The organism is Rhodobacteraceae bacterium IMCC1335, assembly GCA_039640495.1.
Lineage (GTDB): Bacteria > Pseudomonadota > Alphaproteobacteria > Rhodobacterales > Rhodobacteraceae > Thalassovivens.
This window is the reverse complement of the sequence record CP046864.1, coordinates 896711-909997: the sequence shown is the minus strand read 5'-3', so window position 1 is coordinate 909997 and position 13287 is coordinate 896711. Positions and strand designations below refer to the sequence as shown.

Sequence of the window (13287 nt, the reverse complement as noted above, 5' to 3'; positions counted from 1 at the left end):
ATAATTAACCAATAACGGGGCCCTACGGGGCCCCGTTATCCGAACAGGCAAAGATGTAAAACGTAAGAAAAAGGTGAGTTGGGCTTCCCAATGGAAATAACCAAAATCACCAGCCATATTCTGCAATATAACATGCCGCAGACGCTGGGCTATTCTCAACAGTTTTATGACAAACGCACCGCGCATCTGATCGAAGTTGAAACCGACGAAGGTCTTACCGGTTGGGGGGAATGCTTTGGCCCGGGCAATATTGCGCTTGCGAACCGCACCATCGTGCAAGATGTTATTCAACCAATGATCTTGGGCCACTCACCGCTTGATCGGGATGTCTTGTGGCATAAAACCTATAATCTAATGCGCGACCACGGACAAAAGGGCATGCCGATGCAGGCCTTATCTGGGGTAGATATCGCGCTGTGGGATATTGCCGGAAAAGTCGCAAATTTGCCGCTTTATCAACTGATCGGCGGCGCGCATCGCAAACAAATTCCCGTTTATGGATACGGCATGATGCTGCGCCCGGAGCCGCTTGAAAATTTGACAGCCCGCTTTAAAGAAGAAGCGCGCGCGATCAAAGATATGGGCTTTGTTGCAACAAAAATGAAAGTGGGCTTGGGGCCTCGCGCAGATATAAAACTGGCGGAAGCCGTGCGGCGCGGCATTGGCGATGATTTTAGGTTCATGGTGGATGCAAATCACTGCTATACAACAAGCGATGCTTTTACAGTGGGGCGCGCGCTTGAAGATCTTGGCGCCTATTGGTTTGAAGAACCGATCGCACCAGAAGATCTGCAAGGTTACCGCGAATTGCGCGCGGGCCTGAACGTCAATATTTCAGGCGGTGAAGCCGAATTTAACAGATGGGGTTGGCGCAGTCTGCTTGAATCGCGCGGGCTGGATATAGCCCAGCCAGAAGTGTGTGCCTTGGGGGGTATATCGGAATATTTGCGAGTATTGGCGCTGTGTCACGCGCATTTCACGCCGGTGGTCAATCACGTCTGGGGGTCGGCGGTTGCCGTTGCAACCAATATGCACTTACTCGCGTCCATGCCTGATTTGCCCGGCGGGATGAACCCTTGGGAGCCAATGTTGGAATTTGACACAACCGATAATAAATTCCGCGATGAATTGTTGGAAACGCCGTTAGAAATTCAAGCGCAAGTTGCCCAAACCAATGGCTATATTGCGCTGCCAGAGGGCCCAGGCCTTGGGATCACACCAGATAGAGACTTTTTGCAATACTTTGCACTATAAATAACGTAGCCTCACCAAGAGGCGCGAGGAGAGAAAACGCATGCAGGGAAATACGGTTAACCACAAGGAATGGTATATACCAGCCGCCTTTATCATTTGTTTTGCCTGGCAATGCTGGCACTTCCCCTATTTCATCCTGGATTTTTTCACTCCAGAGGACCAATCGCTGTTTGACCAGCTCTCTGCTCAAATGATCCGCAATGATGTGACCCCGAATCTGCCAGGCTTATTTGGCGGCTTCGCGGATATTGTAGATTGGTTCACGCTGATTGCGCTTCCTATTTTGCTGGTTTTTGGCTTGTTCACGGTTGAACGGGCGCGCATGGAATTCGAGCATTGGCGCCCGGTAGATCGGTTCGCTGTTTTCATTGGTCGGATCACGATGGTGCAAATCGTTCTACTGACCAGTGTAATGATCTACGAAGTGTTCATGCGCTACGTGGTGGAGGCGCCTACATTATGGGCCAATGAGCTGTCATTATGGGTGGCCAGCTTTGTGTTTTTATGCGCAGGGCTTTACGCGATGCAGCAGCGCAGCCATATTAGGATTTTCTTGCTCTATGATGTTTTACCGCGCGCTTTACAACGTGTCTGCGACACCATCTCAACCCTTCTCATCGTTATTTTCGCGTTCTTTTTATGTTATGGTGGGTATGGCGAGTCTTTCAAAAAGTTTTACAGTTGGGAAACATTTGGCACCGCCTTTGATCCACCGATACCCGCCACTTTAAAGCCGTTTATTTTGGTGATGGTATCTTTGGTGGCCTTGCAGTCTGTGTTTAACCTGTTTTCTGACTGGAAGCTCGAACCCGTCAAACATTCAGCAACAGACGATATAGAAGACGAAATTGAAACATTGAAACGCAACGTGGGATCAAACTGATGGATATCGGAACTATTTCTCTGATCTTGTTAATAGGCCTGTTTATTTTACTTGCCATTGGCATGCCTCTTGGCTTGGCCTCGGCCATTTTGGCCGTTTTGGTTTTAGTAATGAAGTTTGAACCTGCCCTTTTGTCTAACCCGCTCAGCTTCGGGTGCCCTGACTGGTATACTGAGGCAAATCCCGGCGCACGATGTACGCTTACCGGGAGGCCGGGGGCGGGAGCCCTGAATATCCTGCAGCAAAAAATTTACGGCGTCATGACCAGCTATGTTTTGATTTCGGTACCTTTGTTCATCTTTATGGCCTCGCTATTGGAACGTTCGGGTATTGCCAAAGATATGTATAGCTCTTTGAATGTCTGGCTGAACGGAACCCGTGGCGGTATTGCTATCGTGACCTCGATCATGGCGGTGATTATGGCTGCGATGTCGGGGATTATTGGGGGAGAAGTGGTGCTGCTGGGATTGATTGCCTTGCCGCAAATGCTCCGCCTTGGCTATAATCAAAACCTCGCAATCGGAACAATCTGCGCCTCGGGATCTTTGGGCACAATGATCCCCCCCTCAATCGTTTTGATTATGTATGGGTTGATCACAGAAACCTCGATCAAAGCGCTGTTTACCGCAGCGTTTTTACCCGGTTTCATGTTGGCAAGCTTCATCATCATCTACATCATTATTCGAACCCAAATCCGCCCCGAAGATGCCCCGCTGCCTGAGCCTGCTGAAGGCGAGCCGCAGGGATATGACAAATTGAAACTGTTCATCGCGTTTTTGAATGTTGTCTTTTTTGGCGCTGTAACCGCATTATTCTTGCGCGCCTTGTTCTTCACGGTAACGGGCCAAAACGCACCCTTGGATGACGCCATAGAGCCCATCTTCTTAGGAACTGCGGATTACCTTCCATGGTTTGCCGGCTATATCATTGCCTCTGTGCTGATCGCGTTTTTTGGCTTTGGCCGCGAGCGCTCTGCATTGGCCTGGGAAATGGGCAAGGGGTTGGTTGCGCCTATGGTCGTGATCGGCGTGGTTCTTGGATCAATTTACGGTGGCATTACAGGCATTACAGAAGCGGCAGGCATGGGCGCGATTGCGGTTTTGATCATCGCCATATTACGCGGCGAAGCCAATTTTGAGCTGGTCTGGGACAGCCTAATGCGCACGATGAAATCAACCGGAACCATCATTTGGGTGACCATCGGTGCCGCAGCGCTTGCAGGGGCCTATACGATCGCGGGTGGGCCGCGTTTTGTGGCAGATCTGATCGTTGGCTCCGAAATGCCCACGATGCTGGTTCTTCTTTCTATGATGTTCATTCTCTTGATCATGGGCGCTTTTATGGATTGGGTTGGGATTGTTTTGCTGATCATCCCGGTCTTTTTGCCGATCGTTTTGCGCCTGCCCATTCAAGAAATTGGCATTTTTGGTGAATTGAATCCGCGCCATGTGGCAACTTGGTTTGGGGTATTATTCTGTATGAATATGCAGGTCAGCTTCTTATCACCACCCTTTGGGCCGGCCGCATTTTACCTCAAATCAGTGGCGCCTGCGCATATTTCGCTGACTGATATTTTCAAAGGCTTCTTACCCTTTATCGGCATTCAGCTGATGGCCTTGTCAGTCTTGCTGATCTGGCCACCGATTGTTTCAGTTCTGTTATAAGAAAGGCAGCCGCATATGTTGAGCCCGGAGCAACAAAACGCCTTTGAGCAAAATGGGTATCTGGTAGTTCCAGATGTTCTAACCTCTGAAGAGTTAGCGCATATTCAAAGCGAATATGCGCAGCTCTTAGAAGGGCTGTATCACAAATGGTTTAAAGAGGGTCGCGTAAAAACTGCGCCCGAAACCTTAGATTTCTGGCAAAAACTAGCGCTGTCTTACGAAGCCGGCTGCGATTGGTTTCAACCGCTAGATATCAGCCTGCCAGGGGATCAAATTTTTCCCGATACGCCCATGCATTTTGGGCCTGCTGTCTTTGCTATGATCACGCATCAACGGGTTTTAAAAATCGTTGAAGATCTAATTGGGCCTGAAATCACGTCAAATCCGATTCAGCATGTGCGGATCAAACCGCCCAGCAAGCGCTTGGCAGAGGATGAGATCAGGGCCCATATCACCAAAACAGATTGGCACCAAGATCGCGGCGTGGCGCTCGAAGAAGCTGATCAGACAGATATGATAACGGTTTGGGTTGCGATCACGGATGCCACCAAAGACAATGGGTGCCTAAAGGTTATTCCGGGCAAACATAAAAAAATGCTTCCCCATTGCCCGAAAACCCAGACCGCCATTGCCGATGGCTGGATCAACGAGGCGGAGGCCAAGGCCTTACCAGTTAAGGCGGGCAGCCTGGTTATTCTGCATCCGCTCATACCGCATGCCTCCTTGCCCAATCATACAAATGGCTTTAGATGGTCCTTCGATCTGCGCTATAACGTAACCGGTCAACCGACGGGCCGATCGCATTTTCCAGATTTTATCGCCTACAGTCAAAGCCAGCCCGAACGTGTTTTGCAGGATTGGAAAGAATGGCGCGGTTTATGGGAAACAGCCCGCAGAAAACTTTCAAAAGGGGAGCATATCCCGATCCATCGGTGGCAGTCGGATGCCCCGTTTTGCGCGTAAAGGTAGATTATGGATTTCATTCGGCTTGATTCTGCAGATAACGTTGTTACAGCGGCGAGCCGCCTACCTGCAGGGCATATTGTTGAAACGATCAAAACCCTTCAACCCATTCCCTCTGGCCATAAAATTGCCACGGCAGCGATCCCTTTAGGGGGAGAAATCCGAAAATACGCACAATTGATCGGCTATGCCTCGACAGATATCCCTGCCGGCGCGCATGTGCATGATCACAATGTGTCTTTCAGAAACACCGAAGCCTCATATGAGTTCAGCACTGATTTGCGGCCTGTTGATCTAATTGCATCAGAGCAACAAGACAGTTTTATGGGCTTTCGCCGGGAAAATGGTAGCATTGGCACCCGCAATTATATCGCCATCGTCACCTCGGTAAATTGTTCTGCAACCGCAGCGCGGATGATCGCAAACGCATTCACCCCTGAGGTTTTGGCAGACTACCCGAATGTTGACGGTGTGGCCGCGTTTGTTCATGGCACCGGTTGCGGAATGGCGGGGGATGGCGACGGGTTTGAAGCTTTGCAACGCGTCATGTGGGGTTATGCGCGCCACCCGAACCACGCTGGGGTTCTGATGGTCGGGCTGGGCTGTGAAATGAACCAACTTGATTGGTTGCTCGAAGCTTATGGCCTCAAACAAGGGCCGCTGTTTCAAACAATGAATATTCAATCTGTTGCCGGCTTAAAGCGCACCGTTGAGATCGGCATCGAAAAAGTGCGCGCCATGCTACCGCTTGCTAATAAAAATACCCGCAGCCCCTGCCCTGCTGGTGCCTTGAAAGTTGCGCTGCAATGTGGCGGATCTGATGCCTGGTCTGGAATTACGGCAAATCCCGCTTTGGGATATGCCTGCGATTTGCTCGCTGCCCAAGGCGGCACCGGCGTTTTGGCAGAAACGCCCGAAATCTACGGCGCCGAGCATTTGCTCACGCGGCGGGCGGTGAACCAAGAAACCGGCGAAAAGCTAATAAAACTGATCCGCTGGTGGGAAGATTATACCGCTCGCAACAAAGGCAATATGGATAACAACCCCAGCCCCGGAAATAAAAAAGGCGGACTCACAACAATTTTGGAAAAATCGCTTGGCGCGGCCGCCAAAGGCGGTACCACACCGCTAACCGGGGTTTATAAATATGCCGAGCCAGTCACTGCGTCTGGGTTCACCTTTATGGACAGCCCCGGCTATGATCCGGCCAGCGTTACGGGACAAATAGCGGGCGGCTGCACTCTGGTCTGCTTCACCACCGGGCGCGGATCGGCCTTTGGCTCCAAACCAGCCCCAACGATCAAAATCGCCACCAATTCGGAAATGGCCGCGCGCATGTCCGAGGATATGGATATTGATGCCGGCAGTATTTTAAACGGCGGGTGTTCTGTGGAAGAAAAGGGCCGGGAAATTTATCAGATGTTTTTAGACGTTGCCAGCGGCAAAACCAGCAAATCAGAACAGCAGGGACTGGGCGATTACGAATTTGTCCCCTGGCAAATAGGAGCAGTAATGTGAAGCAGCTTTTGGTGCTTGGTGCTGGGCTGATCGGCGCGCGGCACGCCCAAGCAATCAAGGCACATACGGGGTGTAACCTTGTCGGCGTGGTCGAACCCAACCAAAGCCTATATCGAGATGCCAATACCACCTATTTTTCGAACATATCGCAGGTCACAGCCCCCGTTGATGGGGTAATCATCGCCACGCCCACAAATTTGCACTGCGAGAATGGTATCTATGCAGCGCGCAAAAGCTGGGATATTTTAATCGAAAAGCCCGTCACCGCCAGTTTAGAGCAAGCCAAACAATTGTCGCAGGTGGTCCAAGACAGCGGAATCGCAAGCCTGGTGGGACATCACCGACGCTATCATCCCAGCGTTCAAGCGCTTAAATCCCTTGTTAAAGACAAAAAAATTGGCACCGCCGTGACGGCCAGCATGATTTGGGCAATGCGCAAACCAGATGCTTATTTTGAACAAAATTGGCGTAGCACCGAAGGTAGTCCGGTGATGATCAATATCGTTCATGATTTAGACCTGCTGCGTTTTATTTTTGGCGATATTGCCAAAATAACCGGCTTTGGATCCTCGCTAATCCGTAATCAAAACCGTGTGGAAAGCGGCGCAGCGGCTATTTTGTTTGAAACAGGAATGACAGCAAGCATTAGTTTTGCCGATACCGCCCCCAGCCCATGGGGGTTTGAGGCCGGCACAGGAGAGAATCCCAATATTGCAACAAGCGGCCAAGATATGCTGTGGATTACGGGAACAGAAGGCGGGATTTCATTTCCCTCAATGACCCAATGGGGCGGAGCGGCAGATTGGTCAGAAGCGCCGATACCGCGTAAATTGAAAATTGCAACGGCGGTGCCGCTGCAGCAACAATTGCAACACTTTCTGGATGTGATGGCCGGCACGGCCGAACCGCTGATCTCGGTCTTTGATGCAACCAAAACATTGGCAAATACACTGGAATTGGAAACCCTTTTGGCCCAACAAATTAAACCGATTTGAACGAGCTATTACCAAAAAATAAGCCCTCACAACGGAGCCTGATCCCATGCCTGAGCAACTGACACCACAGCAAATAAGCTTTTACGAAGAGAACGGATATGTGGTAATTGAAAATCAAATTCCCAAGGGCTGGCTTGCGAAAATACACGCCGAGATATCCCGTTTTGAAGAAGAGGCGGCTGAGCTTGAGCACAGCAATGACCGGATTGATCTTGAAGACAGCCATACCCGCGCCGCGCCACGTCTACGCCGGATTAAGCTGCCGCATATGATCAGCACAATTTTTCATGAACTGATGCTGTCCGATCATATTTTGGGCCCAGCAAGAGATTTGATCGGACCGAATTTGCGCCTGCACACCAGCAAGCTGAATATGAAATCCGCCGGATATGGCGCGGCTGTGGAATGGCATCAGGATTATGCGTTTTACCCCCATACAAATGATGATATTTTAGCCATTGGGGTTATAATTGACGATATGGAAATCGAAAATGGGCCCTTGATGGTCTATCCGGGCAGCCAAAAAGGGCCTGTTTATGATCATCATGTTGAGGGTGTATTTGCCGGTGCAATGCTGCCCGAAGATAACGGTTTGAACCCCAATGATGCTGTGCCTCTGACGGGGCCGGCCGGCTCCATCTCAATTCATCATGGCCGGATCGTGCATGGATCCGCGCTGAACACATCAGAGCGGGCCCGGCGCATCCTATTTTACGAAATGATGGCTGCAGATGCGTTCCCCCTGATGGGATCGATGACGCGCTGGGATGGGATTGAAGATTACAACACCCGTATGCTTTGCGGCACCCCAACCCTGAATCCGCGGCTGAAAGATATTCCCGTGCGCATCCCGCAACCCCAGCCCGATGTGCCAATTTCAATATACGAAATTCAAAAAGGCTTAAAAAAACGCGCGTTTGACGTGATAAAATAAGAAAGAAATAAAGATGCCACATGAAAATATTGGGTTCATAGGCCTTGGCCTGATGGGATCTGCGATGGTCAGCAGATTGCAAGACTTGGATTATCAAGTGAGCGTCTGCGCCAATAAATCTAGGCCGAATATTGAGGCCGCAATCGCGCGCGGTGCCCATGAGGTTGAAACCGCATACGCGCTTGCACAAACCAGCGATATCATTCTGCTCTGTATGGATACAAGCGCCAGCGTCGAAGCCAGAATGCGTGGCCCCGATGGCGTTATTGCTGGCCTGCAAAAAGGTGCGATTGTGATTGATTTTGGCACGTCACTACCAGCCAGTACGCGGGCCTTGGGCCAAGAGGTGGCAGCGGCGGGGGGCTATTATTTAGATGCGCCTCTCGGGCGCACGCCGCAGCATGCCCTGACCGGCCAATTGAACATTATGGCAGCGGGCGATAAAGCTGCGTTTGAGAAGGCGCAACCCGTCTTAAAAAGCCTTGCCGAAAATGTGTTCCATCTTGGAAATCTAGGAGATGGCCATTCCATCAAATTGATGAATAATTTTTTCGGGATGACGGTGGCCAACGCCATGGCAGAAGCGTTTGCCATGGCCGACCAGTTGGGCCTTGATCGTGATAAACTATATTCTGCCATGTCGGCAGGGCCATTGCACAGCGGTATGATGGATTTTGTCAAAGCCTATGCTATTGAAAAGGATCCCAACCAATTGGCGTTTTCAATAAAGAATGCTGCCAAAGATGTAGGATATTACACCCAAATGGCGCAGTCAGCAGGCGTTGACAGCGTAATGTCGCAAGGCGCCCTTTCCGCCTTGGAGACGGCCGTTGCCGAGGGCCGCGGCGAACAAATGGTCAGTCAAATGGTTGATTTTTATGCCGATCGGTTCGCCCGTTAGCTATGGCGCTGACCGCAATGGCAAACAGGGATAATCCCAGCCTGGGCATTCTTATGATGCTGGTGACCTATTTCCTTTTTTCATTGGTGGATACCTCGGTAAAATGGCTGCTCTATGCCGGGCTTGGGTCCTTTCAACTGGCCTTTATGCGCTATGCCTCGCATTTCGTTATCAGCCTAAGCACCATCGCTTGGGGCGGCGTCAGCCTGAGTAGATTTGCAACCCCACATTTGGGGTTGGTGTTGTTTCGAGGCTTCTTATTGGTCAGCGCAACGGCGCTGAATTTTATCGTTTTACGGTATCTGTCTTTAACCGTGGTGTCGGCGATCATGTTTTCAGCACCAATAATCGTTTGCCTTCTCTCTTGGCCGCTCTTGGGTGAGCGCGTTGGCCCGTGGCGCTGGTTTGCGATTATCTTAGGCTTTAGCGGCGTTCTACTCGTCATCCGCCCTTTGGGAGAAAGCTTTCACTGGGCGGCTTTGCTCACTTGTTATAACGCCGTGGCGCTCGCGCTTTATTCGATCATCACCCGCCGCCTCTCTGGCCTCGTTGCCGCGGAAACCATGCAATTTTACATGGGGGCATTGGGCACCTTCAGTTTACTGCCCTTAGCTTTTTTAGACTGGGCAACTCCAAGCTCTTTATTCGAATGGGTGTTGATGTGCGTGCTTGGGGTTTGGGCTTGGGCCGGGCATGGTTTGCTTACACGCGCGCATGGGCTGGCCCCCGCCAATACCTTGATGCCCTATACCTATAGTTTCATGATCTTTCTCACCATAGAAAGCTATATCGTTTTCGCAGAATTCCCCGATCGATGGACCTTGATCGGCGCATCTATCGTTGTCATCTCGGGTTTGATCATCTGGAAACGCGCAAAATTAAAAGAGGAAACGCAATGAAAATTGCCTGTATAGGTGAAGCCATGATCGAGCTGTCCTTTCGCGGCAGCATTCCAAGCATTGGCGTGGCAGGCGATACATTAAATACCGCAATATACTTAAAAAGAGCCGCACCAAAGCTGCAAGTTGATTATGTCACGCGCCTTGGAGCCGATCCTTTTTCAACCCAAATCAAGACATTTATCGCCGCGCAAAATATCGGCATAGAAGCGATTGAAACATCGCAAAAGCGGCATCCGGGCCTTTATGCGATTTCAACCTCGGCCAGCGGAGAGCGGGCCTTTACCTATTGGCGCGCGCAATCTGCAGCAAGGGAGCTGTTTCAAACGGCCAATGGCGCAGATTTTTCGGCCTTGAATGGCTATGATGCGCTTTATCTCTCGGGAATTACGCTGGCAATCCTGCCCTCAGATATCCGTCACGAGCTGCTTAATTTCCTAAAGACCAGCGATGCGCTCTTTGCCTTTGACAGCAATTACCGCCCCGCGCTTTGGAGTGATGCGCAAGAGGCACGTAAGACGATAAATAGCTTTTGGGAGATAAGTGATCTGGCCTTACCCTCGCTGGATGACGAAATGGAACTGTTTCAAGAAAACTTTGAAACCGTACAAAAACGCTTCGCAGCTTATGGCAGCCTTGGGGCACTAAAACGCGGAGAAAAAGGCCCCTTATCCTTGGGGGAGGCGGTCTCGGCAACCCGCTACCCGGCCAGTCCGATTGTGGTGGATACAACGGCTGCAGGCGACAGCTTTAATGGCGCGTATTTGGGGGCGAAGCTCAGCGGTGAAAACCAAGAGAGGGCTTTGCAAAAAGGCCATGCTTGCGCGGCGCAGGTTGTGCAGGTGCATGGCGCTATTATTGAGGCTTAAGCGGCGCAAGAAGCGATCTACAATATGCTAAGCCTGACTGCCCGCGCGGGCCAAAACAAACCTAAGCTCAGCACGGGCGCAGCAGTGGTTTAATCAAGATCCGAATAGTTTTGAAGCTTTGACTGCAGCGCTTTAAATGCTTCTGATTTGATTTGAGACACCCGGCCCGGTGATAAATCCAAAACGGCGGCGATCTCATATGTGTTAAGATCTTCTACATAATAGAGCTGCATCACCATGCTTTGCTGTTTTGAAAGCATCTTTAGGGCATTTACCAATTCGACGCGCAAATTTTGACTGTCTAATAAGCGTTCAGGTTCAATCGTTGGCGCGGCAAACACCATTGAATACTCATCATATGCCTGACTGAGGCTTTCAGAAACGTTTGCTTCGAACAGCTTCGTCCAACTGTAAAACTCTTCCATCGATAGGTTCAGCGCCGCGGCAACTTCTTCATCCTTCGCGGTGCGCCCCAATGAAACGGCCAACTCGTTGCGTTTGCCATCAATCATCTGTTTGGCCTGAACCGTCGAACGGTTCAAATTTCCAGATCGGCGAATTAAATCGAGCATTGATCCTTTTATCCGGATGCCCGCATAATTTTCAAAACTTGAACCTTCAACAGTGGTGTATTTTTGCGCCGCATCAACCAAGCCTTCCAAGCCGGATTGCAACAAATCATCCAATTCAATAAAGCTTGAAACTTTTGCATGCATTTTAAACGCGATGCGCCGCACCAGACCCTCATGGCTACGCACGATGCTGTTTATATCTAATTTCATTTCTGCATAGGTTGTTTGTTTCAATTAAGCGAGCTCGCGTATAATTCTTTGGGCACTATATGCGGATTTGCATTATATTTCAAATTTAATAACTCGAAGGTGATATTTTGCAGCGACATCGTTGCAAGCGAGCGAAACTTTGAGCCACCCTGCAAAGCTGGGGCAAAACCGATAAATTTGGTTGCGATCTTACGCCCACCCACGCGCTTGGTGTCGAGCGATGCATAAATTTCTGCTGCGCGATGCGCAGAATTCCCAAAATTTACGATAATGCCCAAATCGGGCATCACATCACAATTCTGCGCCAATGTGCAAAAGGCCTCAATTTCAGCGGCTGCGCTGGCCTCGTGTTGCAATAATAAAGCACAGCGATCCTTTGCCCCAAATCGTAGATCACAAGGATGCGCATCCATCAAAGAATGGTCAAATACCACAAAATCTGATTGGTCCGGTTTGCCCCACTGCGATCGAGCTGACAATCTGCGCAATTCACGCGCATTTGGCGATGGTAGGGCTTGATAGCGCTTTAGGGTTTTGCTTGTACAGGCGCCAGGGCGTTGATACTCGATTTGTGCGGATCTATGGCTATCTTGCGCGGAGGCCAATGCAGGCGCGCTGCGAACGGGTTCGTCTAGACGCCGCATGATATCCATAGGCGCCAAATGCGCAGTTCCAAAAAACTGCTCAAGATGTTCAACCAGATTTTGCGAAAATACCGTTGGTTTATAGATATTTTTTTTACCGCTAAAAATATGGATATTTTCGAACATCAACTCTGCCTTCTTGCCTTAATCGTCTGCCTTCAGAGGTTTATCCTCTGTCTTATTTTTGGGTTAACGCGTGAAGCGAGACACCATATCACTATCGGCCTGCAATGCTTTTGAGGCGGCCGTGAAGGCCTGTTGCGCATTGATCAATCCGACTAGCTCATTGGTGAGATCAACGTTTGACACTTCTAAATGACCTGAAATCACGCTGCCCACCCCACCATTCTTAGGGTCAAACGCGCCAAATAAACTGGCCTCTTCTGTCGCCAAATACCGCCCATTTCCAAGCTGTCGCAGGGCTGCTGGATTATCAAAATTTGCCAGTCCGATGCGCCCGAGATTCAATGGCATAGCAACCCCGTATGTTGCCAGCACATCACCCTCTGGGTTGATTTCCAATCCAGAAAGCGGAATTCCATTGTTTTGAAAGGGAATGTAAATCTGTTCAAGGTTTTTAGTTAATACAGGGCTGCCATCATTGGCAGATAACAAACCCGTCTCGTTAATCTGGAAAGATCCGTTGCGCGTAAACGTCACCTGGTCGGTGCCCTCAACCGAGCCAAGCATGAACATTCCATGGCCATTTACCGCCATATCCGTTGAAACACCGGTTTGTTTCAATTCAGCAGGGTTATGGGACACGCGATTTACCGCCACCATCGAACCTTGGCCAACATTCGGGCCGGACGCGCCGGCGCTGGCCAAATAAACATCCCGGAATGTCGCTTCGCTGCGTTTAAAACCGGTAGACCCGGTATTCGCGATATTGTTTGAGACCACGTTCAATTTATGGCTCGAAACGCTTAACGCAGATTTTATGATATTCAGCATGACACAACCTTTTAAATTTTAAACAAT

13 protein-coding genes are annotated in these 13287 nt (G+C 50.2%); 10 read left to right on the top strand and 3 right to left on the bottom strand.

Annotation, left to right across the window (positions count from 1 at the left end; all coding sequences use genetic code 11):
- The first annotated feature begins 90 nt into the window (after nt 1-90).
- Genes GN241_04395 through GN241_04350 form a run of 10 tightly spaced genes read left to right on the top strand, consistent with a single transcriptional unit; the run spans nt 91 to nt 10880 of the window.
- Nucleotides 91-1254 carry a mandelate racemase/muconate lactonizing enzyme family protein gene (locus GN241_04395; protein XAT56666.1) on the top strand — a complete coding sequence of 388 codons (1164 nt, stop codon included), beginning with the start codon at nt 91-93 and terminating at the stop codon, nt 1252-1254.
- A 40-nt stretch (nt 1255-1294) separates the two neighbouring features.
- Nucleotides 1295-2137, top strand: coding sequence for a TRAP transporter small permease subunit (locus GN241_04390; GenBank protein ID XAT56665.1), 843 nt, complete (start codon nt 1295-1297; stop codon nt 2135-2137).
- Nucleotides 2137-3801: a TRAP transporter large permease subunit gene (locus GN241_04385; protein ID XAT56664.1), complete on the top strand. Its 1665-nt coding sequence runs from the start codon at nt 2137-2139 to the stop codon at nt 3799-3801. Before GN241_04390 ends, GN241_04385 begins: the two co-directional genes overlap by 1 nt.
- A gap of 15 nt (nt 3802-3816) precedes the next feature.
- Nucleotides 3817-4764, top strand: coding sequence for a phytanoyl-CoA dioxygenase (locus GN241_04380; GenBank protein XAT56663.1), 948 nt, complete (start codon nt 3817-3819; stop codon nt 4762-4764).
- A 9-nt stretch (nt 4765-4773) separates the two neighbouring features.
- Nucleotides 4774-6282: an altronate dehydratase gene (locus GN241_04375; protein XAT56662.1), complete on the top strand. Its 1509-nt coding sequence runs from the start codon at nt 4774-4776 to the stop codon at nt 6280-6282.
- Entirely contained in the window at nt 6279-7277 is a 999-nt protein-coding gene (locus GN241_04370) for a gfo/Idh/MocA family oxidoreductase (GenBank protein XAT56661.1), read from the top strand. Before GN241_04375 ends, GN241_04370 begins: the two co-directional genes overlap by 4 nt.
- Before the next feature lie 46 nt (nt 7278-7323).
- On the top strand, nt 7324-8211 hold the full coding sequence (locus tag GN241_04365; protein ID XAT56660.1) for a phytanoyl-CoA dioxygenase family protein: 888 nt from the start codon (nt 7324-7326) through the stop codon (nt 8209-8211).
- 13 nt (nt 8212-8224) lie between these two features.
- Nucleotides 8225-9112 (top strand): NAD-binding protein, encoded by an 888-nt coding sequence (locus GN241_04360; GenBank protein XAT56659.1) that lies wholly within the window; start codon nt 8225-8227, stop codon nt 9110-9112.
- A 2-nt stretch (nt 9113-9114) separates the two neighbouring features.
- Nucleotides 9115-10011 (top strand): EamA family transporter, encoded by an 897-nt coding sequence (locus GN241_04355; protein XAT56658.1) that lies wholly within the window; start codon nt 9115-9117, stop codon nt 10009-10011.
- Nucleotides 10008-10880 (top strand): sugar kinase, encoded by an 873-nt coding sequence (locus tag GN241_04350; protein XAT56657.1) that lies wholly within the window; start codon nt 10008-10010, stop codon nt 10878-10880. Before GN241_04355 ends, GN241_04350 begins: the two co-directional genes overlap by 4 nt.
- A gap of 89 nt (nt 10881-10969) precedes the next feature.
- Here the strand turns inward: GN241_04350 and GN241_04345 are convergent, their stop codons facing one another.
- From GN241_04345 to GN241_04335, 3 genes are all read right to left on the bottom strand, one after another.
- On the bottom strand, nt 10970-11662 hold the full coding sequence (locus GN241_04345; GenBank protein XAT56656.1) for a sigma-70 family RNA polymerase sigma factor: 693 nt from the start codon (nt 11660-11662) through the stop codon (nt 10970-10972).
- Nucleotides 11663-11682: 20 nt separating this feature from the next.
- Nucleotides 11683-12432, bottom strand: a complete 750-nt coding sequence (locus GN241_04340; protein ID XAT56655.1) for a hypothetical protein — start codon at nt 12430-12432, stop codon at nt 11683-11685.
- 63 nt (nt 12433-12495) lie between these two features.
- Nucleotides 12496-13260: a flagellar hook-basal body complex protein gene (locus GN241_04335; protein XAT56654.1), complete on the bottom strand. Its 765-nt coding sequence runs from the start codon at nt 13258-13260 to the stop codon at nt 12496-12498.
- Nucleotides 13261-13287 lie beyond the last annotated feature (27 nt).